This window comes from Streptomyces sp. NPDC045968 (assembly GCF_056430475.1).
The window spans coordinates 78,998-104,226 of sequence record NZ_JBWKLF010000008.1 but is presented as its reverse complement, the minus strand read 5'-3'; the positions used below and the strand labels follow the sequence as shown (position 1 = coordinate 104,226).

At 71.8% G+C, this 25,229-nt stretch carries 23 protein-coding genes; 9 read left to right on the top strand and 14 right to left on the bottom strand.

Annotation, left to right across the window (positions count from 1 at the left end; all coding sequences use genetic code 11):
• Positions 1-29: 29 nt before the first annotated feature.
• Positions 30-944 (bottom strand): SDR family oxidoreductase, encoded by a 915-nt coding sequence (locus AC07FA_RS23235; RefSeq protein ID WP_479077925.1) that lies wholly within the window; start codon positions 942-944, stop codon positions 30-32.
• Between the two features lie 84 nt (positions 945-1,028).
• Between AC07FA_RS23235 and AC07FA_RS23230 the strand changes: the two genes are divergently transcribed.
• A complete protein-coding gene (locus tag AC07FA_RS23230) occupies positions 1,029-1,955 on the top strand; it encodes a cyclase family protein (protein WP_479077924.1) in 927 nt (308 codons plus the stop codon).
• Here the strand turns inward: AC07FA_RS23230 and AC07FA_RS23225 are convergent.
• The 4 genes from AC07FA_RS23225 to AC07FA_RS23210 all read right to left on the bottom strand — a co-directional run bounded on the left by AC07FA_RS23225 (position 1,874) and on the right by AC07FA_RS23210 (position 6,208).
• On the bottom strand, positions 1,874-2,422 hold the full coding sequence (locus AC07FA_RS23225) for an ATP-binding protein (protein ID WP_479077923.1): 549 nt from the start codon (positions 2,420-2,422) through the stop codon (positions 1,874-1,876). The two genes, AC07FA_RS23230 and AC07FA_RS23225, sit on opposite strands and share 82 nt — an antisense overlap.
• Before the next feature lie 460 nt (positions 2,423-2,882).
• The gene (locus AC07FA_RS23220) at positions 2,883-3,854 is read right to left on the bottom strand and encodes an acyl-CoA dehydrogenase family protein (protein ID WP_479077922.1); all 972 of its coding nucleotides are present in this window, start codon (positions 3,852-3,854) and stop codon (positions 2,883-2,885) included.
• Positions 3,855-3,860: 6 nt separating this feature from the next.
• The gene (locus tag AC07FA_RS23215) at positions 3,861-5,018 is read right to left on the bottom strand and encodes an acyl-CoA dehydrogenase (RefSeq protein ID WP_479077921.1); all 1,158 of its coding nucleotides are present in this window, start codon (positions 5,016-5,018) and stop codon (positions 3,861-3,863) included.
• Positions 5,015-6,208, bottom strand: coding sequence for an amidohydrolase family protein (locus tag AC07FA_RS23210; protein ID WP_479077920.1), 1,194 nt, complete (start codon positions 6,206-6,208; stop codon positions 5,015-5,017). Before AC07FA_RS23210 ends, AC07FA_RS23215 begins: the two co-directional genes overlap by 4 nt.
• Before the next feature lie 151 nt (positions 6,209-6,359).
• On the opposite strand from AC07FA_RS23210, the gene AC07FA_RS23205 reads away from it, so the two are divergent.
• Positions 6,360-7,904 carry a class I adenylate-forming enzyme family protein gene (locus AC07FA_RS23205; protein WP_479077919.1) on the top strand — a complete coding sequence of 515 codons (1,545 nt, stop codon included), beginning with the start codon at positions 6,360-6,362 and terminating at the stop codon, positions 7,902-7,904.
• A 51-nt stretch (positions 7,905-7,955) separates the two neighbouring features.
• On the opposite strand, the gene AC07FA_RS23200 is transcribed toward AC07FA_RS23205, so the two are convergent.
• Positions 7,956-8,477, bottom strand: a complete 522-nt coding sequence (locus tag AC07FA_RS23200) for an EF-hand domain-containing protein (RefSeq protein ID WP_479077917.1) — start codon at positions 8,475-8,477, stop codon at positions 7,956-7,958.
• Positions 8,478-8,559: 82 nt separating this feature from the next.
• Entirely contained in the window at positions 8,560-8,934 is a 375-nt protein-coding gene (locus AC07FA_RS23195) for an STAS domain-containing protein (RefSeq protein WP_479077916.1), read from the bottom strand.
• 221 nt (positions 8,935-9,155) lie between these two features.
• Between AC07FA_RS23195 and AC07FA_RS23190 the strand changes: the two genes are divergently transcribed.
• Together AC07FA_RS23190 and AC07FA_RS23185 are read left to right on the top strand one after the other, a co-directional pair.
• Entirely contained in the window at positions 9,156-9,752 is a 597-nt protein-coding gene (locus AC07FA_RS23190) for an RNA polymerase sigma factor (protein ID WP_479077914.1), read from the top strand.
• Positions 9,749-11,086: a zf-HC2 domain-containing protein gene (locus tag AC07FA_RS23185; RefSeq protein ID WP_479077913.1), complete on the top strand. Its 1,338-nt coding sequence runs from the start codon at positions 9,749-9,751 to the stop codon at positions 11,084-11,086. Before AC07FA_RS23190 ends, AC07FA_RS23185 begins: the two co-directional genes overlap by 4 nt.
• A 16-nt stretch (positions 11,087-11,102) precedes the next feature.
• Here the strand turns inward: AC07FA_RS23185 and purU are convergent, their stop codons facing one another.
• Positions 11,103-12,005, bottom strand: a complete 903-nt coding sequence (gene purU, locus AC07FA_RS23180) for a formyltetrahydrofolate deformylase (protein WP_479077912.1) — start codon at positions 12,003-12,005, stop codon at positions 11,103-11,105.
• A 28-nt stretch (positions 12,006-12,033) separates the two neighbouring features.
• Positions 12,034-12,480 (bottom strand): SCO4402 family protein, encoded by a 447-nt coding sequence (locus AC07FA_RS23175; RefSeq protein WP_479078263.1) that lies wholly within the window; start codon positions 12,478-12,480, stop codon positions 12,034-12,036.
• A gap of 174 nt (positions 12,481-12,654) precedes the next feature.
• Here AC07FA_RS23175 and AC07FA_RS23170 point away from each other — a divergent pair, with 174 nt between their 5' ends.
• Positions 12,655-13,929, top strand: a complete 1,275-nt coding sequence (locus AC07FA_RS23170) for an ABC transporter substrate-binding protein (RefSeq protein ID WP_479077911.1) — start codon at positions 12,655-12,657, stop codon at positions 13,927-13,929.
• 75 nt (positions 13,930-14,004) lie between these two features.
• Here the strand turns inward: AC07FA_RS23170 and AC07FA_RS23165 are convergent, their stop codons facing one another.
• Positions 14,005-15,579, bottom strand: coding sequence for a hypothetical protein (locus AC07FA_RS23165; protein WP_479077910.1), 1,575 nt, complete (start codon positions 15,577-15,579; stop codon positions 14,005-14,007).
• 158 nt (positions 15,580-15,737) lie between these two features.
• On the bottom strand, positions 15,738-17,120 hold the full coding sequence (locus tag AC07FA_RS23160; protein WP_479077908.1) for a transcriptional regulator: 1,383 nt from the start codon (positions 17,118-17,120) through the stop codon (positions 15,738-15,740).
• Between the two features lie 261 nt (positions 17,121-17,381).
• Here AC07FA_RS23160 and AC07FA_RS23155 point away from each other — a divergent pair, with 261 nt between their 5' ends.
• Genes AC07FA_RS23155 through AC07FA_RS23145 form a run of 3 tightly spaced genes read left to right on the top strand, consistent with a single transcriptional unit; the run spans position 17,382 to position 20,610 of the window.
• Positions 17,382-18,068, top strand: a complete 687-nt coding sequence (locus AC07FA_RS23155; RefSeq protein ID WP_479077906.1) for a bifunctional DNA primase/polymerase — start codon at positions 17,382-17,384, stop codon at positions 18,066-18,068.
• 38 nt (positions 18,069-18,106) lie between these two features.
• Positions 18,107-18,970 (top strand): ABC transporter ATP-binding protein, encoded by an 864-nt coding sequence (locus AC07FA_RS23150; protein ID WP_479077905.1) that lies wholly within the window; start codon positions 18,107-18,109, stop codon positions 18,968-18,970.
• Positions 18,967-20,610: a transporter gene (locus tag AC07FA_RS23145; RefSeq protein ID WP_479077904.1), complete on the top strand. Its 1,644-nt coding sequence runs from the start codon at positions 18,967-18,969 to the stop codon at positions 20,608-20,610. The genes AC07FA_RS23150 and AC07FA_RS23145 overlap by 4 nt, the downstream gene beginning before the upstream one ends.
• Positions 20,611-20,622: 12 nt before the next feature.
• Here AC07FA_RS23145 and AC07FA_RS23140 read toward each other — a convergent pair whose 3' ends face one another.
• Together AC07FA_RS23140 and AC07FA_RS23135 are read right to left on the bottom strand one after the other, a co-directional pair.
• Entirely contained in the window at positions 20,623-21,516 is an 894-nt protein-coding gene (locus tag AC07FA_RS23140; protein ID WP_479077903.1) for an alpha/beta fold hydrolase, read from the bottom strand.
• A gap of 606 nt (positions 21,517-22,122) precedes the next feature.
• Positions 22,123-22,815, bottom strand: a complete 693-nt coding sequence (locus tag AC07FA_RS23135) for an iron-dependent transcriptional repressor DtxR (RefSeq protein WP_479077902.1) — start codon at positions 22,813-22,815, stop codon at positions 22,123-22,125.
• A gap of 198 nt (positions 22,816-23,013) precedes the next feature.
• Between AC07FA_RS23135 and AC07FA_RS23130 the strand changes: the two genes are divergently transcribed.
• Positions 23,014-23,769 carry an SIS domain-containing protein gene (locus AC07FA_RS23130; RefSeq protein WP_479077901.1) on the top strand — a complete coding sequence of 252 codons (756 nt, stop codon included), beginning with the start codon at positions 23,014-23,016 and terminating at the stop codon, positions 23,767-23,769.
• Here the strand turns inward: AC07FA_RS23130 and AC07FA_RS23125 are convergent.
• Positions 23,757-25,130 (bottom strand): PAS domain-containing protein, encoded by a 1,374-nt coding sequence (locus AC07FA_RS23125; protein WP_479077900.1) that lies wholly within the window; start codon positions 25,128-25,130, stop codon positions 23,757-23,759. The genes AC07FA_RS23130 and AC07FA_RS23125 overlap by 13 nt on opposite strands.
• Positions 25,131-25,229 lie beyond the last annotated feature (99 nt).

Sequence of the window (25,229 nt, the reverse complement as noted above, 5' to 3'; positions counted from 1 at the left end):
GGGGGGCTTGATCTGTCCCCCGTCGCCCCTCAGGTGTTCGGGCGGGCGCGGGACGCCGCGGCCGCCGCCATCTCCGCCACCCGCTCCAGCATCGGCATCGGGTCCATCCCCACCGTCCCGGGCAGGAAGTCCGCGATCCGCTCCGGCGTCCACGCCCCCTCGGCGTACCCCGCCCGCAACTCCCGCGGCTGCGCCCAGACCGCGATCTTCGGTCCGGCCACGGTGTACACCTGTCCCGTGATCCCTTCCGCGCGGGCCCGCTCGCTCAGCAGGTAGACGACGAGCGCGGCCACGTCCTCCGGCTCACCGATCTCCTTGAGCTCCATGGGGACGTTCGCGGACATCCGGGTCCGCGCCACCGGCGCGACCGCGTTCGCCGTGACCCCGTACTTGTGCAGGCCGAGCGCCGCGCTCCGTACCAGCGAGATGATCCCGCCCTTCGCCGCGCTGTAGTTGGCCTGCGCCACGCTCCCCTGGTGGTTGCCACTGGTGAAGCCGATCAGCGTGCCGCCGCCCTCCTGTTTCCGCATCACCGCCGCCGCGGCCCGGAAGACCGTGAACGTGCCCTTGAGGTGCGTGGCGACCACCGGGTCCCACTCCTCCTCGGACATGTTGAACAGCATCCGTTCCCGCAGGATCCCGGCCACGCAGACGACCCCGTCGATGCGCCCGTACCGTGCGAGTGCCGTGTCCACGATCCGCTGGCCGCCGGCCATCGTGGAGATGTCGTCGGCGACCGCGACCGCTTCGCCGCCCGCAGCCTCGATCTCCTCGACGACGGATGCGGCGATCTGACTCGTCGGCTCGCCTCCCTCCACGGAGACCCCGTAGTCGTTGACGACGACCTTCGCCCCGTCGGCGGCGGCCGCGCGTGCGACGGCCCGCCCGATGCCGCGGCCCGCCCCCGTGACGGCGACCACCTTGCCTGCCAAGAAGTTCCCCATGCCCGGCCCCTTCCCGCGGTTTCTGACGGACCGTTAGATTTTACGGGTAGTCCGATGCCCCGGCACAAGCCCCAGGAGGCCCCCATGTCCTTGCCGCCCGAGTTCCACGCCATCGCGAAGCGGGTGAACAACTGGGGCCGCTGGGGCGCCGACGACGAGATCGGGACGCTCAACCTGATCACCGCCGAGGTCGTACGGGAGGCCGCGGCCACCGTCCGCACGGGCCGCCGGATACCGCTCGCGCTCCCGCTCCAGCAGGACGGCGTGCAGAGCGGACTGATCCCGGGGCGGGTCAACCCGCTGCACACGATGGTCCAGATCAACCAGGAGCTCTTCGGGCCCGGGACCGTCGCCACCAGCGACGACGCCGTGACCATGGGCCTCCAGTCGGCCACCCACTGGGACGCGCTCACCCATGCCTCGCACGGCGGGAAGATCTACAACGGGCGCCCGGCCGGCACCGTCACCGCGCACGGCGGAGCGCAGTTCAGCTCGATCGTCTCCGCGCCGCCGCTCGTCTCGCGCGGGGTCCTGCTGGACGTCGCCCGCGCCCACGGCGTCGACCGGCTGCCCGGCGACCACGCAGTGACACCGGAGGACCTGGACGCGGCGGAGGAGTTCGCGGGCGTCCAGGTCCGGGCCGGTGACATCGTGCTCGTACGGACGGGACAGATCCAGGTGTACCTGGCGGGCGACAGGCACGCGTACGCCTACCCGTCACCCGGTCTCTCGGTGCGCACGCCCGAGTGGTTCCACGCGCGGGATGTGGCCGCGGTCGCCAACGACACCCTGACGTTCGAGATCTTCCCGCCGGAGATCGAGAATCTCTGGTTGCCGGTGCACGCCCTCGACCTCGTCGAGATGGGCATGCTCCAGGGTCAGAACTGGAATCTCGAAACCTTGTCCACAGCCTGTGCGCAGGACAGGCGTTACGCGTTCCTGCTCTGTGCGATGCCCGAGCCGTTCACCGGCGCCACCGGCACTCCGGTCGCCCCGGTCGCCGTCATCTGAACACCGAACGACGTTCCCGGCACCACCACGGGCACCGCCGGGACCACGGCCGCCGGTGTCGTCAGCGGCACGCAGCTGTCGACCTCGCACCAGATCTGCTTCCCGGCGCCTTCCGGCTGCCAGCCCCAGCGGTCCGCGAGGCCGTCCACCAGCTCCAGGCCGCGGCCGTTGGTGTCATCGCCCTCGGCGTGCCGCGGCCGTGGCGGGCAGCCGCTCGCGTCGGCGACCTCGACCCGGACCGTCCCCGCGGCTCCGGTCGAGCCGAAGAGCATCCGCAGCACGGCCGGACAACCGGTGTGGACGACCGCGTTGGTGACCAGCTCCGAGATCAGCAGAATGAGCGTCTCCGCGAGTGGCTCGTCGTCTCCTATTCCGGACCCGACCAGCCTCGACCGCGCCCATCTGCGGGCCCGCCCCACTTCCGCGGGATCCGGCCCGACCTCCAGCTGAACCTGAAGCACCTGCACCGCTCACACCATCCGAACCGGCGGACACATCGCCTCGCGCCTCCTCAGGGTCACGGAACGTGATTCCCTTGCGAGACAGCATGGTTGACGTACAGTCACCGCAACAAGCGCTTCGGGCATATTCCAGCGCGAAGGAGTACGCGTGCTGCATACTGTGCGACGCGCATTGCGGGGAGTCGAACAGGAGAGCACCGGCATCCTGGGAATCGCTTCCCGGCCAGTCCCGGCACAGCTCCTCGGACCGCGAGCAGGGCACCGCACCCGAACCGGAGTCGCCGCACAGGCAACACCCGGATCGTCCGGTTCCACAACCACTCGCATCCAACGGAGCGTACCCGAGCCCGGCGCCGACTCCGGCCGGTGACGAATCACGCAAAGGACACAACCCGGTATCGACGCGGACCGGCTGCACTGCGTGACAGCCCACCCCAAAGCCCGGTCATGATCCACCGGACGCCCCTCAGCCCTGTTCCGCCCGGTCCGCAGCGCCCAGATCGCCCGCCAGAGCCTCTTCCGCTTCCGCCGCGGTCAGCCAGCTTCCGGAGCGGAGCCAGGCCCGCTTGAGATGCAGGTGAACATCTGCCTCCCAGGTGAAACCCATGCCGCCGTGCACCTGGAGGCAGTCCCGGGCGTTGCCCACCGCGGCCTCGTCGGCCAGCAGCTTGGCGGCCGCCGTCTCGACCGGGTCCCCGGTCACGGCCGCCGCGTAGACGGCCGCGCGGGCCAGTTCCGTACGGACCAGCATCTGGGCGCAGAGATGTTTGACCGCCTGGAAGGAACCGATCGCGGCGCCGAACTGTTCACGCCCACGGGCGTGTTGCACCGCCGTTTCCGTGGTCCGGGCGGAGCTGCCGAGCTGTTCGGCGGCGGTGAGCAGGGCGCCTTCGTACCGCAGGGCGGGCAGGGAGAGCGCGGGCTGCGGCTCAGCGCCGGCCAGGGGCCGGGCCACCCGGTGCAGCGTCGTGAGCGGATCGAGTGAACGCAGGGGAACCGCCGCCCGCACGGCGTCCCGCAGCGGCTCCCCGGCCACCAGGGAAACCCCGTCCCCCAGCACCAGCAGCGCGTCCGCGTCCCCGAGCGCGGCCACCGGCCCGTTCCCGTCCGCGACCGACACCACGACCCGGCCCTCCGCCGCACCCTTCACCACCCCGGCGGCCAGCTGCGTGGCGACAAGGGGCCCGGGCAGCAGCATCCGCCCCGCCTCCTCGAACAGCAGTACGGATTCGGGCAGCCCGAGCCCCACCCCGCCCTCGGCCTCCGGCAGCCGCAGCGCGAAGAACCCGGCCTCGCCGAGCTCCGCCCACAGCCCCCGGTCGACACCTCCCCCACACTCCACGGCCGCCCGCATCCGCTCCCTGCCGAACCGGCCGCTGAGCAGCTCCCGCACCCCCGAGCGCAAGGCCCGCTGGTCCTCCGACAGCGAGAAGTCCACAGTCGCTCAGCGCCCCTTCGGCAGGCCGAGTATCCGCTCGGCGACGATGTTCCGCTGGATCTGCGAGGTGCCGGCGGCGATCGTGTACGAGAGGGAGGAGAGCCGGTCCAGCACCCATTCCCGGTCCAGGTCCCAGGCATCCGCCCCGAGCACCTCGGCCGCCGCCTCGTACAGCTCCTGGCGCGCCTGCGAGTAGCGCAGCTTGAAGACGGAGCCCCCGGCGCCCGGCACACCACCGCTGCGCTGCGCCTCGCTGACGTTCCACTGGGTGAGCCGCCACAGGGCCCGGAATTCGGCGTTCAGCCGCCCGAGCCTCCGGCGCAGTACCGCGTCGTCCCACCGCCCCGACGCACGGGCCGCGGCGGCCAGGTCCGCCAGCGTGCGCCGGCAGGCGACGACCTCGCCGACGAACGCCGTACCGCGCTCGAACGAGAGGGTGACCATGGTGATCCGCCACCCGTCGTTCTCCTCGCCCACGCGGTGGGAGACCGGCACCCGCACCTCGTCGAGGAACAGCTCGGCGAATTCGGTGGACCCGGCGAGCGTCCGCAGCGGGCGGACGGTGACGCCGGGCGCGTCCATGGGCATCGCGAGCCAGCTGATGCCCCGGTGTTTCGGCGCGGCCGGGTCCGTACGCACCAGCAGCTCGCACCAGTCGGCGACCTCCGCGTGCGAGGTCCAGATCTTCTGGCCGCTGACGACGTAGTGGTCGCCGTCGCGCACGGCGCGGGTCCGCAGCGCCGCCAGGTCGGAGCCCGCTCCGGGCTCCGAGAAGCCCTGGCACCAGATCTCCTCGCCCCGCAGGACCGGCGGCAGCCAGCGGGCCCGCTGCGAGGCGGTCCCCTCCGCCGCCACCGTCGGCCCGGCGTGCAGCAGCCCGACGAAGTTCGCCCCCACATAGGGGGCCCCGGCCTTCTCCGTCTCCTCCAGGAAGATCAGCTGCCGGGTCGGCGTCGCCCCCTGCCCGCCCGCGTCGACGGGCCAGTGCAGACCCGCGTACCCGGCGTCGTACAGCATCCGCTGCCAGGCCGTGTCGTACGCCCGTCGCCCCGGCCAGTCGTCGGGCGAGGGCTTCGGGGGCAGCCCGGGGAGCACCCCGGCGAGCCACGCCCGCAGCCGCGCCCGGAAGTCCTGCTCCTCCTCGCTGTACGACAGATCGGTCACCGGTCGAGGTCCAGACCCAGCATGCGGATGGCGTTTCCGCGCATCAGTTTGTAGACGGTCTCGTCGTCCAGTCCCTTGACGTGGTCGAGCGCGACCTCCTTGGTGTGCGGGAACGTGGAGTCGACGTGCGGGTAGTCCGTCTCGAAGGTGGCGTTGTCGCGCCCGACGACGTCGAGGGACGCCACTCCGTGCTTGTCGCGGAAGAAGCAGCAGAACATCTGCCGGTAGTAGTACGTGGAGGGCGGCTCGGGGATCAGGTCGCGCACCCCGCCCCAGGCCCGGTGCTCCTCCCACACGTCGTCGGCGCGTTCGAGCGCGTACGGGATCCAGCCCATCTGGCCCTCGCTGTAGGCGAGCTTCAGCGTCGGGAACCTCACCAGCACCCCGCTGAACAGGAAGTCCATCATCGAGGCCATCGCGTTGTTGAAGGAGAGAGCGGCCTGCACGGCGGGCGGTGCGTCGGGGGACGCGGCGGGCATCTGCGAGCTGGACCCGATGTGCATGTTCACGACCGTGCCGGTCTCCTGGCAGACCGCGAAGAACGGGTCCCAGTAGCCGCTGTGGATCGAGGGCAGCCCCAGGTGCGTGGGGATCTCGGAGAAGGTCACCGCCCGCACCCCGCGCGCGGCGTTGCGCCTGATCTCCGCGACCGCCAGGCCGATGTCCCAGAGCGGGATGATGCAGAGCGGGATCAGCCTGCCGCCGCTGTCGCCGCACCACTCCTCGACCATCCAGTCGTTGTAGGCGCGGACGCAGGCGAGGGCGACCTCCTTGTCGTGCGCCTCGGCGAAGGTCTGGCCGCAGAAGCGGGGGAAGGTCGGGAAGCAGAGGCTCGCCTCGACGTGGTTGAGGTCCATGTCCCTGAGCCGTTCGGCGGGGTCCCAGCAGCCGCGCCGCATCTCCGCCCGGGTGATGCCCTCCAGCGTCATGTCGTCGCGGTCGAAGCCGACCGCCGCGATGTTGCGCTTGTACGGGAACTTCAGGTCCTCGTAGATCCACCAGTCGGTGGGCGGTCCTTCCGGGTCCATCGTGATGACGTACCTGCCTCCCGTGTACGCCAGCTCACCGATGCCGGCGGTGAGCGGCCGCGGCCCGCGTTCGCGGTACTTGGCGGGCAGCCAGGTCGAAAAGAGGTGCGGTGGCTCGATGACGTGGTCGTCGACGCTGACGATCCGGGGCAGTTCCGTCATGGTGTTCCCTCCGGCGCGCACTGCACGTATCTGATGGGTCGTCAGATTCAGTCACGGCTCCCAGGCTAGCCCCGCACCCCTGGACCGACAAGGCGCGGAGTCCTACGCTCTCCGCACTATCTGACTTACCGTCAGCTACGAGGGGACCGTCGTGACCGACACCGCACACGCCCTGGGCGCCTCCCGCACCTTCTGGGAACTGATCGAACGCAGGGCCGCCCTGACCCCGGACCGCCCCGTGCTCCTCCAGGACGACCGCACCCTGACCTTCGGCGAGCTCCGGGACCGGTGCGAACGCGTCGCGGCAGGCCTCCACGGGCTGGGGGTGCGGCCCGGCAGCGTCGTCGCCTGGCAACTGCCGACCCGGCTCGAAACGGTGCTGCTCTCCTTCGCCCTCACCCGCCTCGGAGCCGTACAGACGCCGGTGATCCCCTTCTACCGGGACCGCGAGACGGGGTTCGCGCTGCGCGAGTCGAAGGCCGCGTTCTTCGCCGTACCCGGCACCTGGCGCGGCTTCGACCACACCGCGATGGCCCACCGGCTGGCGGCGGAGCTCGAACGCCCCCCGCTGGTCTTCGAGGCGTACGCGTCACTTCCGGACGGCGACCCCGCCGTCCTGCCGCCCCCGCCCACCGAGGGCACTGCGCCGCGCTGGATCTACTGGACCTCGGGCACGACCTCCGACCCCAAGGGCGTGCTGCACACCGACCGCAGCCTCATCGCGGGCGGCTCCTGCCTGGCCCACGCGCTGCGCCTGACGGCGGACGACGTCGGCTCGGTCGCGTTCCCGTTCGCCCATATCGGCGGACCCGACTACGCCGTGATGCTGCTGCTGTACGGCTTCCCCGCCGTGCTCTTCGAGCAGTTCGCCCTGCCCGGCGCGCTGGCGGAGTACCGGCGCCACGGGGTGACGGTGGCCGGCGGCTCGACGGCGTTCTACTCGATGTTCCTGGCCGAGCAGCGCAAGGACCCCGGCCGCCCGCTCGTCCCGACCCTGCGCCTGCTCGCGGGCGGCGGGGCGCCGAAGCCGCCCGAGCTCTACCACGCGGTCGTACGGGAGATGGGTGTGCGGCTGACCCACGGCTACGGGATGACCGAGGTCCCCATGATCACCATGGGCACCCCGGACGACACGGCGGAGCACCTCGCCACGACGGAGGGCCGGCCGCCCGCCGGTATGGAGATACGGATCACGGACGGGGAGGGCACACCCCTGCCGCACGGCACGGACGGCGAGGTACGGCTGCGGGGCGAGGCCGTCTGCCAGGGGTATCTGAATCCGGAGGCCGCCGCCCCGGTCTTCGACGCCGAGGGCTTCCTGATCACCGGCGACCTCGGCCATCTGCGGGAGAGCGGACATCTCACCCTCACCGGCAGGATCAAGGACGTCATCATCCGCAAGGGCGAGAACATCTCCGCCAAGGAGATCGAGGACCTGCTGCACTCCCACCCCGGGGTGGGCGACGCGGCGGTGATCGGCCTGCCGGACCCGGAGCGCGGGGAGCGCGTCTGCGCGGTCGTCGAGCAGCCCGCCGGGGCCGCGCCGCTGACCCTGACGGAGATCACCAGCCATCTGCGGGCCCAGGGCCTGTCGGTGCACAAACTGCCCGAACAGCTGGAAGTGCTGGACGCGCTGCCCCGCAACGAGGCCCTGCGCAAGGTGCTCAAGTACAAACTGCGCGAAAGATTCGCCTGAGAACCCTCCCGGCCCGCGGGCGGGGCCGCCCGGCCCCGCCCGGCGCCCCCGCTACGCGTCCGGCAGGATCACCGTGAAGTACGAGGCGAACGCGTCGACCGCCTCCGCCTCCGCCACCCGGCCGTCCTGGTCGGTGTCCAGCTGCCGGGCGGCGCTGCGCGCGGTCTCGGCGTCGGCACCGAGCACCCGCAGCGCCCGCTCGACGGCCGCGACCGACGCGGCCCCGTCGTTCTCGTTGTCGGCGACGGCGATCGCCGCGCGCAGGAAGGGGCGGGCGATCTCCGCGAAGCGCTCCGGACTGTCACGCAATCGCTTCACCGCCCCGCCGACGAACTCCTCACGGTTGACCCGCTGGTCCCCGTCCACGTCCGCGATGCCCGCCATGCCCTGCCAGAAGGCCTCGGCCCCCGTATAGAGCGCCTGGCCCTTGTCGCAGCGGGCCGTCGTACCGAACTCGTTGAGCAGCCGGGCCGCTGCGGCGTTGAAATCGGCGCGATCGATATAGCCGTTGCCGTCCTGGTCGAAGGCGGCGAAACGGTGCGCGATCTTGCGCTCGTACTCTGCGCTGTCCATGCGGGGAGCGTACGACGCCGACAGGCGTCACGTGTCACTAACGGAGGCTGCCGGTGTTACAACATGGTGTTGAATCGGAGTGTCACGCCGAGAGCGGATGGGCTTCGTCCACGATCGCCGCGGCCGCGTCGGGGTAGACCTCGAAGAGCCTGCGCACTCCCAGGGCCCCGAGCACCTTGTTGACGTGGGAGCCGTCCTCCGCGCCGCGGGCCGGGAGGACCAGCCGCAGCCGGCCCCCGCAGGACTTCATCAGGCGGCGGGAGGCGATCAGCACACCGACGCCGCTGGAATCGCAGAAGAACACCCCGGTGAGATCGAGCACCACATCGTGCTGGCCCTCCGCCACCGCCCCGTGGACGGACTGGCGTACGACGGGTGAGCTCACCAGATCGAGTTCACCATGTATGCGCAGCACGGTCCACGCGCCCTGCTCGGTCTCGTCCACCTTCAACGTCACGCGACTGGACCTCTCCTTCAGGGAGCCCGGCGATCCGGAAGTTTCAGTTCCTTATCGCGGCTGCCCATCTCTACCACCACGAAACGCCGAATGCGCACAGTTTCCCTATCATCCGGGGCCGCAGCGGGGGGCGTACTTGGGCTTACTTGGTGCAAAGGCCCGTCCCGGACGGTGCGCGCGACTACATTCGACGTGACGAGGGGCACAGGGCTGGGGGATTCATGGCAAAGGACGCACCACCCCGCTGGGACCGCCGGATGCAGCAGCGGCTGGCGCGGGGCGAGGCGGCGGCCCTCGGCGAGCTCTACGACCGTTTCGCCTCACTCGTCCACAGCCAGGCCCACCGGATGCTGGACGACGAGGACGCCGCCGACCTGGTGACCCGCGAGGTGTTCGGCTACGTCTGGGAGAACCCGGACGCCTACGACCCCAAGCAGGGCTCGATGAGGTCCTGGGTGACCCGGCTCACCCACCGCCAGTCCGTGCAGCGCCTGCGCGAAGCGGAGGTCTCCCCGTACGGGACCTCCGAGGACGACGAGGCCGGCGCACCGGGACCGGAGGATCTGGAGGAGCGGGTCCGCAGGGCCACGGCCGCGGCCCGCGCCGACTACATCGTGGCCTCCATGCCCGCACCCCTGCGCGCCGCCTTGGAGCTCGCCTACATCCAGCGCCGGGACTACCGCCAGACCGCCGCCGACCTCGGAGTCACCGAGGACGAGGCCAGGCGACGGCTGCGGCTCGGCCTCCAGCTGCTCTCCACCGCGAACACCCGCCCGCTGGAGGGGTTCTCCCCGCCGGGATACGGGCGGTCGCTGTGAGCGGCCACGAGGACAGCGGTCATGACGGCGCCGGCCGCGAGGGCGAGGAGCGGGACGAGGAGGTCAGGGACGCCCGGCGCATCCCCGGTCAGCGGGCCGCCGCCGACGACCTCGACCCGGCCTCCGCACCCTCGCTCCCCCAGCCTCCCGCCGCCCCCGCCTCCCCTCCCGAGGAGCGCACCCCGGCTCCGAGACCGGAACCGGAACACTCCGTGGCATCACCGTCGTCGCCCGCCCTCTCCCACCGGGTCCTCAAGGCCCTGCTGGGCGCCTGGGCCCTGGCCGCCTGCTCCGCCGAGGAGACAGCGGCCGTCGAGGAGCACCTCACCGGGTGCGCGCCCTGTGCGGACGAGGCCCTGCGGCTGCGCGACGCCGTGGGTCTCCTGCACACGGACCGCAGCCTGGACCTCGACCCGCTGCTCCGCTCCAGGGTCATCGAAGGCTGCCTGGGCCGTCGGCCGGCCAGGATCCCGGTGCCCGCCTGGGCCACTCCGTACGACGCGGAGACCGCCCGGCTCGACGCCCTGCTCCGCGACATCGGGGACGCGGAGTGGCACGCCCCGGTCCGGCTGAGGTGGTTCGAGGGCGAGCGTGCCGTGAACCGCAAGACGACGGTGGCCGGAGTCATAGGGCATCTGATGACCGTCGACGGTCTGGTCTCCACGGCGCTCGGCCTCGAAGACCCGCTCGGCAGCGGTGAACGGCCCCGGTCGCCCGCCGAGCGGACCGAAACATACTGGGCAGCCGCTTATCGGCCGTTGACCCGCACCGTCCGCGAGCCGTGGCGCGACCAGACCCACACACTCATCCGGACGGTGTCCTTCGCGGGCCGCGGCGTCGCGGAACTCTCCGTCCCGTACGGGGACTTCGCCCTGCCGCTCCAGGACTCCCTGCTCGACCGGGCCTTCGAGTGCTGGGTGCACGGCGGTGACATCGCGGCCGCGGTGGACTATCCGTACGAGGCACCGTCCCCGGCGCACCTCCACCGGATGATCGACCTGTCCGCCCGGATGCTGCCGGCCGCTCTCGCCGAGCGCCGGCGCACGGGCCTGGCGGAACCGGCCCGCCACCTCGTCACGGCCGGTTCCCCGGGCCGCTCGCTCCACCTGGAGATCGAGGGCCTCGGCGGTGGTGACTGGTACATCGCCCTGGACTCACCCGCGGCGGTCGGTTCCCCCGCCCATGTGGTCGCGCAAGTGGCCCTGGACGGCGTGGAGTTCTGCCAGCTCGTCGCGGGCCACATCTCCCCGGTGGAAGCGGCGGCGGGCCAGGAGGGCGACCGCGAGGCGATCCGCGACGTACTCTTCGCCGCCGCGTCGCTGAGCCGCCTGTAGCGACCCCGCGCCCCCTCTACGCGAAGACCACCGTGCGGCGGCCGTTCAGCAGGATGCGCCGTTCCGCGTGCCACTTCACCGCGCGCGCCAGCGCCTGGCACTCCACGTCGCGGCCCACGGCGACCAGCTGGTCCGGCGTGACACCGTGGCCGACCCGCTCGACCTCCTGCTCGATGATCGGCCCCTCGTCGAGGTCGGCCGTCACGTAGTGCGCGGTCGCGCCGATCAGCTTCACACCACGCGCATGCGCCTGGTGGTACGGCTTCGCACCCTTGAAGCTCGGCAGGAACGAGTGGTGGATGTTGATGATCCGGCCGCTCAGCTGCTTGCAGAGATCGTCCGAGAGCACCTGCATGTAGCGGGCGAGCACGACCAGCTCGACGCCCTCCTCGCGGACCAGCTCCAGCAGCTGCGCCTCCGCGTCCGCCTTCGTCTCCTTGGTCACCGGGATGTGCCGGAAGGGCACACCGTACGAGGAGACGAGCTCCGCGAAGTCCTTGTGGTTGGAGACGACGGCCGCGATCTCCACGGGCAGCGCACCGCTGCTCGAACGGAACAGCAGGTCGTTGAGGCAGTGCCCGAACCTGCTCACCATCAGCACGATCCGCATCCGGTCCGACGAGCGGTGGATCTGCCAGTCCATCCGGAACGAGTCGCCGATCGCGGCGAAGCTGGCCCGCAGCTTCTCGGCCGTCACCCCGGCGTCCGCCGAGAAGTGGACGCGCATGAAGAACAGACCGGTGTCGTGGTCCCCGAACTGCTGGCTGTCCTCGATGTTGCAGCCGGTCATGAAGAGATAGCTCGACACGGCGTGCACGATGCCCTGTTTGTCAGGGCAGGAGAGCGTGAGGATGTACTGCTCGGACTCGGCGTCCGAGGCAGCGGCGGGGACGGAATCGGCAGGCTGCGGCGCGGTCATGCCCGTAGGGTGCCACACCCGCCCCCTCTCAGGCCGATCTGGTCATGATGCGGAGCACGTCCAGCGAGCGCGGCGGAGTGTCCGGGTCCTCGCCGTCGTTCGTGGCGAGCATCACATGGGCCTCGCGGGCTGCCCGTACGGCCTCCGGCCAGCCGTGGTGCTCCAGATAGGCGGACACGGGGGCGTCGGCGCCGACCTGGTGCATGATCCGCAGCACGCGGAGCGCGGCGACGTCCACGAGGGCGGCCTCGGCGGAGTCGCGGAAGATCGTGCCGACGTATTTCTCGGCGGACCAGTTGTCCAGCCAGGTGTCCTCGACCAGGCGGTACACGGCGTCGGTGACGTCGCCGTACCCCTCCCGGCCCGCCAGCCAGCACTCGTGGTGGAAGACGGGGTCGGAGAGCATGTGCAGCGCCGAGCGCACGTTGCTGCGCCAGCGCCACCAGGGCATGTCATTGAGCGGCATGCCGCCCATGGTGGAGGAGCGACGGCCGCGACGGGAAGAGTTCTCCGAACCTTGCTGCACGGTTGTCGATCGTACGTTCCCTTTCCTTGTGTGCGGACGGCCCCCCGTAATTCACCTGGACGTCACCGAGCGTTGCGCGCAGCACACAGCGGCGTTACCCCGGGACCGGAAATGTTCATTCCCATGACCGGACGGCGATGCCTCACCCCACTCCGCCCCTTCCGACTCCTGACCGCCACGGCCGCCGCCGGGGCGCTGCTCACCTCCGGCTGCGGTGTACTCCCCGGGGCCTCGGGGAGCTCAGCGGAGACCGTGACCGTGATGACCTGGGCCCCCGACCGCGCGGCGGACGGCTCGCCCCAGAAGACGGCGGGCGTCACGGCCATGGCGACGGCATACGCCCGCTGGGTCAACGACCAGGGCGGCATCGACGGGCACGAGCTGCGGGTGGTCACCTGCGACGAGGGCGACACCCTGCTCGGCGCGGGAAGGTGTGCCCGGGAGGCGGTCAAGCAGGACGCGGCGGCGGTGGTCGGCTCGTACAGCCGGCACGGGCAGGCGTTCATGGCCCCGCTGGAGGCCGCCGGAATCCCGTACGTCGGCGGATACGGGGCTTCCAGCGAGGAGTTCACGAGCTACAACTCCTACCCGGTCAACGGCGGCCAGCCCGCACTGCTGGCGGGCAACGGCAAGCAGCTGGCGGCCGGTTGCGAGCGCGTCTCCCTCGTGCGGCCCGACTCGATCAGTGGCGACGGAATGCCGCCGCTCCTCAACACCAGCCTCGCCGAGTCCCGTCGGCCCAAGTCCGTCGACATCCTGGCTCCGGAGGAGGCCACGTCGTACGACGAACAGGCCGCCGAGGCACTGGAGAAGGCCGGCGACGGCTGCGTGACGGCGGTGCTCGGCGACCGTACGGAGACGTTCTTCGACTCCTTCCGCAGGCTCGAACCGGAGGGCAGCCGGGTGCGCGTCTCGTCCGTCCTCGGCAGCGTCGGCCAGCCGCTCATCGACCGCACGGGCGGGCGGAACAGCCCGTTCGAGGGTGCGTACGTCACCGGCTGGTACCCGGACTCGAACGACTCCCGCTGGGCCGAGATGCGCCGGGTGATCCGCCAGTACGCGTTCGCCGACAACCGGGTCGACCCCGAGGACACCGGTGTGCAGACCACCTGGATCGCGTACACCGTGCTGAGGGCCGTCATCGAGGAGATCGAGGAGCCGCGGATCACCTCGGGAAAGGTCTCGGCCAGCCTCAACCGGGGCACCGAGGTGGACACCGGCGGGCTCACCCCGGTGCTGCGCTGGCGGTTCAACGACATGCTCGGCACCTCGACGTACCCGCGCATCGTCAACGGGCAGGTGACGTTCCAGGTGGTACGCGACGGTCGCCTCGTCGCCGACAGGAAGGGCTTCGTTGACGTCTCGAAGACCCTGTCGGACGCCCGCAGCGTCAGCTGACACCGCTGACGCCTGCCGGTTCGCACGGAAGGCCCGGTTCCGGATCTCCGGAACCGGGCCTTCCGCATCACTGCCTCAGAGCTCCTGCGGGGTGCGCTTCGTCAGCCCGTACTTCGTCGCGACGGAGTTCCACAGCCCGGACGCCTGCCGCTTGGCCGTGGTGGCCTCGCCGCTGCGCACGGTCGCCTGCGCCGTCTCGTTGGTCGACCTGGCGTGGCCGCCCTTGCAGATCTTCTTGTTGTTCTTGGCCTGAACGGCCCAGGCGGCGTAGTGGTCGTCGGCGGAAGCGGACGCCTGCCAGGCCTTCGTCAGCGAGGACGCCAGCTCGGTGTGCTGCGGCAGCTGGTCGATCGTGAGGTCCTTGAGCCGGGTCACCAGGTCGCGGCGCTGCTGGGCCGCACCCTTCAGATCGTTCGCGGCCTGGTCCAGGGCCTGGCACGACTTGATCTTCTCGACCGCGCTGATCACGGCCGCCCGGCTGTTGTTGCTGTCGGCGAGCAGCTTGTCGAGTGCCTGCGCCTGCGGCTCGGCGGGGTCCGCCGGCTGCGTGCTGGGCTGCTCGGCCGCCGAACTCTGCGAGGCCACCGGCTGCGTGTCGTCCGGCTTCTCCTCGCCGCCGCTCATCAGGGCGCCCGCCCCGAGTCCGATGACGGCGCAGCCGACGACGACCGCAGCGATCAGCGGGATGTGCGCGGACCGCTTGCGCGGCGGCTCGTGGTCCTGCTGCGGCTCCGGCATGCCCTGGGCGCCCTGTACGCCCTGGAGTCCGGACTGATAGCCCTGGGGGCCGTGGGGCGGCTGGTGCGGCGCGTGCTGCTGCTGCGAGGGATCGAAGTGCGGCATCTGCTGCGTCGCGCCCGAAGGGGCCTCGCTGCGAAACAGGTTGTCGAACTCGGCGGGCGGCGGCCGCTCACCGGGCGTCCCGGGTCTGATCCCGTACGGAGCCCCACCGGGCACCGGGGGTATGAGCTGGGTCGCTTCGGCCTCACCCGGCGCCGCCTGCCCCAGGAACCGGGTGGAATCGGCGGGGCGCTCGGGCGGCAGCCCACCGGGACCGCCGGGCACGGGCGCGATGAACTGCGTGGCGTCCGCGTCCCCGCCGGCCGCCGGCGCGAGACCCGGAACGGCCTCCGGGGGCAGCGGCTGCGCGTACGGCAGGGGCTGCGACGGGTTCTGCGCGTGAGGCTGGGGCTGGTAGGCGCCATCGGGCTGCTGCTGGGTCGCGTACTGGCCGTGCTGCGGCCCGTACGGCCCCTGCTGCTGGTACTGGCCGGGCTGCGGGTACTGGCCCTGCTGCTGGTACGGCCCCGGCTGCGCGGGATACGCCCCCGGCTGGGGCTGCGACGGCGCGTTCCCGTACGGACCGGGCTGCCCGCCCGCGTACGGCTGTGCGGGCGGCAGCTGTCCGTCCTGCCGGGCCGGCGGCAGCTGCCCGGGGGCCGGAGCGTCCGGGGCCTGCGGCTGGCCGCCCTGGGGGCCCCAGGGCGATCCCCACGGCTGCCCTCCCGCGGGGACGGCCTGATCGGCCGGCCCTGCCGCGGGCGGGCCCGCGGTCCAGGGCGCACCGCCCTCCGCGGGCAGCACGACACCTTCGTGCGCGGGCCGTACAGCAGGGGACTGCTGTTCGTCACCCTGTCCGCTCTGCGTCACCGGGACTCCTACGTGTCAACCTACGGAATCGTCGGCCCACGCTATCGGGTGGTTGCCGCACTCCGCCAAGCGCGTGATACCGCTCACCACCCCTTCACATGGGACCCTGCGCCCCGCTGTCCCGGTTCATCCCGGCGGGCGGCCTCCCGAAGGCGTCGCTACGCGGCCTGGAGCTCCAGCCGGGCGCCGAACTCACGCACCGCGGGCTCGTCCCCGTACGGCAGGAGCCGCTGCTGGAGGTCATCGAGATACTCCGCACCCCGGCTGGAACGCACCGTCGCCAGCAGGTCCACCGCCCGGTTTCCCGTATGGCACGCCTGCTCCACCTCTCTCATCTGCACCTGCGCGCTCGCCAGCAGCACCAGCCCGATGCCCCGGCGCCGGGCCTTGGACTCCGGCAGCGCGGCCAGGGCCTCCGTCGCCCGGCGGGCGGCCGCCTCGCCCTGCCCCAGATCCCGGTGGCAGTGCGCCAGTTCGTCCGCGAGGTAGCCCGCGTCGAAGTGCGCGATCCACGGCGGGTCGTCCCCGCTGTCCGACTCCGCGTGCTCCAGCGCCTTCAGCGCGCGGCCCGCCACCACCTGACAGGTGCGGGCATCGCCCATCAGCGCGTGCCCGCGCGCCTCCGCGGCGTGGAACATCGCCTCCGCCCGCGGGGTCACCCGCCCCCGCGCACCCTCCTGCGCGGCCCGCGCGAGCTGCGCGATCTCCCTCGGATTGCCGAGCTGCGCGGCGAGATGGCTCATCGAAGCGGCCAGCACATAGCCGCCGTAGGCGCGGTCGCCCGCCGCCTGGGCCAGCCGCAGCGCCTGGATGTAGTACCGCTGGGCGAGCCCCGGCTGACCGGTGTCCACCGCCATGTACCCGGCGAGTTCGGTCAGCCGTGCCACGGCCCCGAACAGCTCCCGGCCGACCGCTTCGCGGTACGCCCCCGAAAGCAGCCCGGACACCACGCTGTTGAGGTAGTGCACCAGGACCGGCCGCACGTGTCCGCTGCCGAACCGGTGGTCCAGGTCGACGAGCGCGGCCGTCATCGCCCGCACCGCCTCCACATCGGGCATACCGACGCGGGCGCCCGCGGCCCGGGCCACCTGGGGGTCGGCGCCGGTGATCAGCCAGTCGCGGCTTGGTTCGACGAGGGCGGAGGCGGCCACCGCCGATCCGGTGAGCAGATCGCGCCGCCCCACGTCGCTGCGCCACAGCTCGCAGACCTGCTCGATCGCGCCGAGCACGGTGGGGGCGAACTGGAGGCCCACGCCCGAGGCGAGGTTCTTGCCGTTGGCCATGCCGATCTCGTCGATCGTGACCGTACGGCCGAGCTTGCGGCCCAGCGCCTCGGCGATGATTCCCGGTGCCCTGCCCCGTGGTTGCTGTCCGCGCAGCCACCGGGCGACGGACGTCTTGTCGTAGCGGAGATCGAGCCCGCGCTCGGCTCCGACCATGTTGACGCGGCGGGCGAGGCCGGCGTTGGAGCAGGCGGCCTCCTGAATGAGCGTCTGGAGCCGTTCGTTCGGCTGGCGGGCGACGAGAGGTCTGGCTGCCATGTTTCCCCCTGAGACCGCAGTGATCGGTGAAGGCATCACTGCCCGGCAGATATACAAGAAATGCGCATATTCATCGGCATTCGGTACGAGCTGTCGCGGTTTCTCGGCACGGGTCGTCACACACTCCTGTATGTGGCTACCCGCACATCGATGCACTGCCGCACGCGCGCCCCCGTCCATGCCTCGATGCGCCCCATATGCAGGATCGATGCACCGTGACCGGGCGCGCCGCGCCCGTAACCCCAGGTGGCGGCGGGAGTTGTGTTGTTCGTGGAAGAGCCCATCGGAGTCACGGAAACCGCACAGGTCCCCCAACAGCGAGGTGAGCAACTGCTCGACGCCGCAGTGAGGTATGCGGAAGAGCGGCACTGGGACGTGTTCCCGGGCACCTGGCTCGAAGCCGTCGAGGGGGTGGAGCGCTGCTCGTGCGGGGACACGGACTGCGTCGCGCCAGGAGCCCACCCCACCCGTCCGGACTGGGCGGGACAGGCGACAGGCAGCGCGGCCGCGGCCCGCAGGATGTGGTCGAAACAGCCGACGTCCTCGATCCTCCTGCCGACCGGACGGACCTTCGACGCGATCGACGTCCCCGAGTCGGCCGGCTTCCTGGCCCTGGCCCGGATGGAGCGGATGGCGCTGACGCTCGGACCCGTGACCTGCACCCCCGACCGCCGGATGCTGTTCTTCGTCCTGCCCGGCGCCGCCGCGAAGGCCGCCGACCTCGTACGGAGCCTCGGGTGGAACGCCGACGCCATCGATCTCGTGAGCCGCGGCGACGGTCATTACGTGGCCGGTCCGCCGACCCGTGTCGGCGGCCGCGGAGCGGTGCAGTGGGCCCGGCGCCCCACTCCCGCCAACCGGTGGCTGCCGGACGCGGAGGAGCTGATCAGCCCGCTCGCCTACGCCTGTGCGCGGGAGGCTGCCGACGCCAAGGCGCGCCTTTCGTAGGGTGGTCCCCACAATCGGGGATATCGAAAGGCAGTGCCATGCCTGACCAGGCAGACACCACAGCAGAGAACAGGGCCGCGGCGCACGGAAGTGCGGGCGCCGGAGGGGTCCTTGAGGCGGGCGGTGCGCGGACAGCGCCGCCCGCCGTGCGCGTTCAGGGGCTGTGGAAGCGGTTCGGGGAACAGACCGCGGTCGCGGGGATCGATCTGGAGCTGCCCGCGGGCAAGTTCATCGGACTCGTGGGACCCAACGGTGCGGGGAAGACCACCACGCTCTCGATGGTGACGGGACTGCTCCGGCCCGACATGGGGAAAATCGAGGTCGGCGGCCACGACGTGTGGCTGGACCCGGTCGAGGTGAAGTCCCGGATCGGGGTGCTTCCGGAGGGCCTGCGCCTCTTCGAGCGGCTCTCGGGGCGCGAACTCCTCGCGTACACGGGCAGGTTGCGCGGGCTTCCGGGGGCCGAGGTCGACAAGCGGGCCACCCAGCTGCTCGACGTGCTGGACCTGGCGGGCTCGCAGCACAAGCTCGTCGTGGACTACTCGACCGGGATGCGGAAGAAGATCGGGCTCGCCGCCGCGCTGCTGCACAACCCGGAAGTGCTCTTCCTCGACGAGCCGTTCGAGGGTGTCGACCCGGTGTCCGCACAGACGATCCGCGGGGTCCTGGAGCGGTACACCCGGTCCGGCGCGACCGTCGTCTTCTCCAGCCATGTGATGGAACTGGTCGAGTCGCTGTGCGACTGGGTGGCCGTCATGGTGGCGGGCCGGATTCGCGCCCAGGGCACGCTCGCCGAGGTACGGGGCGACGCGCCCTCCCTCCAGAACGCCTTCCTCGAACTGGTCGGCGCGGGCGGCCGTGACACCGGGGACTCCCTGGACTGGCTGGGCGGCACCCGATGACCGTGCTCGACGCCCCTGTGGGGACCGCCGCTCCGGCCGGCCGGAGCGAGGGGATCGTCTCCGTCTTCGTACGGCTCAAGCTGACGCTGCTGCGCAACGGACTGCGCCAGTCGTCCGGCCGGAAGGCCGCGTACATCTCGTCCATGGTGTTCGCGCTGCTGCTGGCCGTCGCCCAGGTGATCGGCCTGGTCGCCCTGCGCGGCACCGCCCACGCGGACGCCCTCGTGGTGCTGCTGACCGGCCTGCTGGCGGTCGGCTGGGCCGTGATGCCGCTGTTCTTCCCGAGCGGTGACGAGACGCTCGACCCGAGCCGTCTGGTGATGCTGCCGCTGCGGCCCCGCCCGCTGATCGGCGCGCTGCTGGTGGCCTCGCTGATCGGCATCGGGCCGCTGTTCACGCTCTGCCTCGGCCTCGGCTCGGCCGTCGCCGTCGCGCACGGGGCGGCGGCCGCGGTGACCGGGGTGATAGCGGTCCCGCTGACGCTGCTGGTCTGTGTCGCGCTGGCACGGTCCGTCGCCACGGCCAACGTCCGGCTGCTGACCTCCCGCAAGGGCCGTGATCTGGCGGTGCTCAGCGGGCTGGTGATCGCGGTGGGCTTCCAGTTCGTCAACTTCGGCATGCAGCGGCTCGGCCGGGCCGGTGGGCTCTCCTCCCTGGAACCGGCCGCCGACGTCGTGGGCTGGCTGCCGCCCGCCTCGGCGATCGGCGCGGTGGGCTCCGCGTCGGAGGGGGCGTACGGGCGGGCCGCCCTTCAGCTGCTGATCTCCGTACTCGCGCTGGTCGCCCTGGTGTGGATGTGGCAGCGGAGTCTGACGAAGCTGATGACGGCACCGGACGGCTCCACGCTCGCGGCGGCCGAGCCGGCCCGCACGACGTCCGGACCGGGCCGTTCCGGGCTCTTCGCGCTGCTGCCGGAGGGGCGCACGGGCACGGTGATGGAGCGCAGCCTGCGGTACGTGGCACGGGACCCGAAGACGAAGGCGGCCTGGGTGACGGCGCTGGCGATCGGCCTGATCGTCCCGCTGCTCAACGCGCTTCAGGGCACCGGCTCGGTGTACTTCACCAGCTTCGCGGCCGGGATGCTGGGCATCCAGATGTACAACCAGTTCGGCCAGGACACCTCCGCCTTCTGGATGGTGACCCTGACGATCTCCTCGACCCGGGACGCCTATGCGGAACTCCGGGCGCGGGCGCTGGCGTTGCTGCTGATCACGCTGCCGTTCACGGTCCTCGTCAACGTGCTGACGGCCGCGGTGCTCGGGGACTGGGGGGCGTTGCCCGGGGCGCTGGGGGTGTCCCTCGCCGTACTGGGCGCGATGCTGGCGACCGGTGCGCTGGCCTCCGCGATGTTCCCGTACTCGATCCCCCAGGACGGCGCGTTCAAGAACGCGGCGCCGGGGCAGGCAGGGCTCGCCTGGATCTCGGTCCTCGGCGGGATGGTGTCGGCGGCGCTGCTCTGCGCACCGGTCCTCGCCCTCACGATCGCGCTGCACGTGAGCGACCAGCAGGGCCGGCTGTGGCTGGTGCTGCCGGTGGGGGCGGTGTACGGGGCGCTCATCGGCTGGGCCGGGGTACGGCTGGCCGCGCCCCGCACGGCGCGCCGGCTCCCGGAGATCCTGACCGCGGTCAGCAAGGGCTGACCGCGGGGGGGGTTACGGCGAGACCGGTTCGCGGTCCTCGCGGAAGTCCTCGGCGAGCTGCTCCAGGAAGGGTTCCACCGCGGCCCGCCAGCCCTCCGGCCGGTCGTAGTGGACGAGATGGCCGGCGTCGGCGACCTCCGCGTACTGGCCACGCGGCAGGACGCGGACCATCTCCTGGGCCTCCGCCCTTCCCAGCTCGCCGTCGAGGCCGCGCAGGACCAGGGTCGGGCAGCGGACCTGGGCCAGCTCGTCCCAGTGCGCCTCGAAGACCCAGGTCGCCCGGGACTCCAGCATCTGCCGACGGGAGAAGACGGGGCGCCAGCCGTCGGCCCGCTCCGCCATCACCTCGGCGAAGAACTCGCCGCGGGCGGGGTTGGGCCGCTCCACCCAGGGGTCGTCCTCGCCGAACCACTTGCGTACGTCGGAGAGCGTCGCGAAGGGGACGGGCCAGGCGTTGAACCAGTCCTCCCACTCGCGCTGGGAGGCGGCCCCGAGGGCGGAGGCCCTCATGTCGCAGATGACCAGGGCCCGGACGAGATCGGGGCGCTTCGCGGCGAGCTGCCAGGCGGTGAGGGCGCCCATCGAGTGTCCGACGAGGGTGACGGGGGCGAGACCGAGCTGTTCGATCGCGGCCTCGGCGTCCGCGACGTAGGCGTCGCGGGTGTACGGGCCTTCGGCCGGCTTCTCGCTGCGGCCGTGCCCGCGCTGGTCGAGCCCGAACGCCCGGTGGCGCTCGGCGAGCCAGCGGGCCGTGGAGGCCCAGTGGGCGGCCCGGCCCATCAGTCCGTGGAGCATTAAGATCCCGGGCGCTCGCGCCGCCTCCGCGCTCTCCTTGGGCGGATCGGCGAATTCCCACGCCGCGAGACGTACACCGTCGTATCCGGTCACATCGATGCGCCGCACCATAGCCCTGGCACCCCCTTCTCGTTCCCGATCACCGCGTGGTCGCGTCACGCCAGGTTATCGAACTCGTATTCGAAAACCGGGTTCCGGCACACAACACCCCTCGTTCGAGTGACGACCCTCAAGGATTGGCGTCCGCCGCCCTGGGGAGATCTTCCCCGGGGGGCGGACCGCTCGGGGAAAACGGTCCGTCGGGGCCGACCTTGAGAGCTCGGGGCTCCAGGTCGGCGAAGGGGAGGACGGGCCCCGGTGCCAGTGAGCACCGGGGCCCGCCCCTGTTCCGGAGCGGGTCCTTCCGGCGCCGTGCGCGCGGGGCGGGGCGCTCACCAGGTCCGTGGGCGCGGCAGTCACCTTCTGGTGCACATGCCAGTACGACGGGCGCATTCCCTGCTCCCTCCCCGACCGCGCGGCCCGGATCGATCCGATCCGGCCGACACCCTCAGGTCATATGCCTGGCCACAGCCTGGCACGCGATTCGTCCGGGCGCTGCGATTCCGGACGGAAAACAGAAAGCGGGCGTTACGGTCCGGTCACCGAACCTCCGGCACACCGTCGCCGTACCGCCACGCCACCGCTTCGGGGCGCGCTCAACGCCCCTTCCTCACCTGGTCAGCGCTTCGCGACGAAGACGTGCGAAGCCACCTCGGCGTCCAGCTCGGCCGCCTCGCCGCTGGACCCGACCAGCACGCCGCCGGGCGAGGCCGTCACGCTGACCACCGAACCGGGCTGCACGCCCGCGCGCCGCAGCGTGTACATCAGCTGGGCGTCGGTCTGGATCGGCTCCCCGATCCGGCGCACGACCACGGTCTTCCCGTCGGCGCCGGGGTCCAGCTCGGAGAGGCTCACCATGCTCTCGTCCAGGAACGATTCGGCCTCGGCCTTCTCGCCCAGCTCCTCAAGGCCCGGGATCGGGTTCCCGTACGGCGACTCGGTGGGGTGCCTCAGAAGCTCCAGCACCCGGCGCTCCACGGCCTCGCTCATGACGTGCTCCCAGCGGCACGCCTCCGCGTGGACCTGCTCCCACTCCAGGCCGATCACGTCGACGAGCAGACACTCGGCGAGCCGGTGCTTGCGCATCACGCGGGTGGCGAGGCGGCGGCCCTCGCCGGTCAGCTCCAGATGGCGGTCCCCCGCGACCTGGACCAGCCCGTCGCGCTCCATGCGCGCCACCGTCTGGCTGACCGTCGGACCGCTCTGGTCCAGCCGTTCCGCGATCCGGGCGCGCATGGGGACCACGCCTTCCTCTTCGAGCTCGAGGATGGTGCGGAGATACATCTCCGTGGTGTCGATCAGTCCGGACATACGTGCCCCTCGATGCTGTGACATGAAGTCGTCGTGCGATGGCCCTGCACCAATTCTGACGCATACCGCTGGCAACCGTGCCGCGCCGACCGAAGAGTGGGCGGTGCGGGCTCCCGCGCGGTATTGACAGTCCACTGGTCCAGACCGCAACGTGATCGGCGGCACGGACATTCCATCCCGCTGAAAGGGCCCTCCTCGATGAGCGACAGCACGTTGGCCGGTCAGTTCTTCGACGCAGCGATCGGCCTGCTGGAGCGCGTACGCGACGAGGAGTCCGAGAGCATCGCCGCCGCGGGCGCCGCGATCGCCGACACGGTCGCCTCGGGCGGCAGGCTCTTCGCGTTCGGCGCCGGGCACTCGTCACTCGCCGCCCAGGACGTCGTGTACCGGGCGGGCGGCCTCGCCCTGATGAACCTGCTCGCCGTGCCCGGCACGGTGGGGGTCGACGTCATGCCGGCGACGCTGGGGTCCGCGCTGGAGCGGGTGGACGGACTGGCCGGGGCGGTGCTGGACTCCAGCCCCGCACGCTCGGGCGACCTCCTCGTGATCATCTCGCTCTCCGGGCGCAACGCGCTGCCGGTGGAGATGGCCCAGAACGCGCGCGCCCTCGGGCTGACGGTCATCGGTGTCACGTCGGTGACGTACGCGGAGGGAACCAGGTCCCGGCACGCGTCGGGCGGATTCCTGCGCGACCACTGCGACATCGTCCTCGACAGCAAGATTCCGATCGGCGACGCGGAACTGACGACGAAGGGCGTCGAGGCGCCGTTCGCGCCCGCGTCGACGGTGGTCACCAGCGCGGTGATGCAGGCGATGATGGCGGCCGCGGCGGAGGCGCTGGTGGCTCGGGGGATCGAACCGCCGTTGCTTCGCTCGGGGAATGTCGATGGCGGGCACGAGTGGAACGGGCGCGTGATGACGGAGTACCGGGACCGGATCTTCTACCGGCACTGAGCGTCGCCCGGGGTGGGGCCCGGCGAGCGGGCCAGATCCACCGCTGCGGCGACCCTCGCGGCCACCGTCTCCGCGTAGGCCGCGTCCGGGCGTTCGAAGGCCGTGCGGTGACGCGTACGCAGGAACGTGACCACTCCCAGCGTCCGGCCCCGGCTGCGCAGCACCGCGCACAGGGCGTGGACCGAGTCCCCGGGCCACCGCCGTTCCAGCGCCCACGCCTCGGCTCCGGCACCCGCGCTCGCCCGTACCGAGCCCTCGCGGTCCAGCGACTGGAGGGCCGGGTGCCCTGCCGCGTACCGCACGGGGACCGAGCCGCCGGAGACCGGCAGGCACGGGCCGGGACCGTCGGCGGGCGTCGACAGGGTGCGTACGGGGCGGGGATCGCCGTCGGCCGGCAGCAGATCCACCACCACGTGGTCGGCGAATCCGGCCAGGGCGTAGTCCAGCGTGGACGTCGCCGCCTCCATGGGGTCCTCGCACTCGGCCGCCGAGACGGCGGCCCTGTGCAGCTGGTTCGACCTGAAACGCAGCCGGTCCGCCTCCCGCTCGGCCAGTTTCGCCGCCGTCACGTCCTGGAACAGCCAGCCGACGCCGAGCGGAACCGGTTCCTCCGCGAGCGGTGAGGCCAGCCGCAGGAAGCCGCTGCGCCAGCAGCGCCGCCGGTCCCCGTCCGGGGCCCGCAGCGTCACCCACAGTTCGGCGGGCGCGGGTGGCGGCCCCTCGGCCAGAACGTGGCGCAGCGAGCCCTCCAGGTCCTCCACGCCCTGCACGATCAGCTCACCCAGCGGACGGCCCAGCAGCGCCCCGCGTCCTCCGCCGAGCGCGCGGGCCGCATGGGCGTTGACGACGGTCGGGCGCAGATCGACGTCGACGAGGACCACACCCCACGACGCGTCCTCGAACAGCGCCTCGCTGAGCGCGATCGCCCGCTCCAGATCGATCTGCGCGTGCACCTCGCCGAACGCGCAGTACACCCCGGTGGGCCGCCCGTCGGCTCCCCGCACCCCAGCGGACTGGGTCCGTACGAGCACCCGCCCGCCGCCCTTGCGCAGCAGCGCGAACTCGTGGACCTGACGCCCCGGGGCGCCCATGGCGGCCATGAGCCGTCCCTGCACGTCCGCCGCGTCCGCACTGCGCACCGCCCACCCGGCGAATCCGCTCCGCCCCACCGCCTCCCCGGCGCTCCAGCCGAGGATGCGTTCGGCCTCGCGGTTCCAGTGGGTGATCGTGCCGTCCGCGTCGAAGGCGCAGAGCGCGGCGTCCATGCCGTCGAGCAGGGCCGCGAGCAACTCCGCCCCGGGCTCCGGCTCACCGTCGGAGCCGAGGGCGTCCGTGGTCCCCCTGCTACTGGAAGCGCTCATTCCGTACCCCCTACGGGAGGCGTTCGCCAGTGCCGCACGTCGCACTATTCAACTCGAACGTGACCCAGGGCACATCCCGTTCCCGGGAACTTCCCGGAA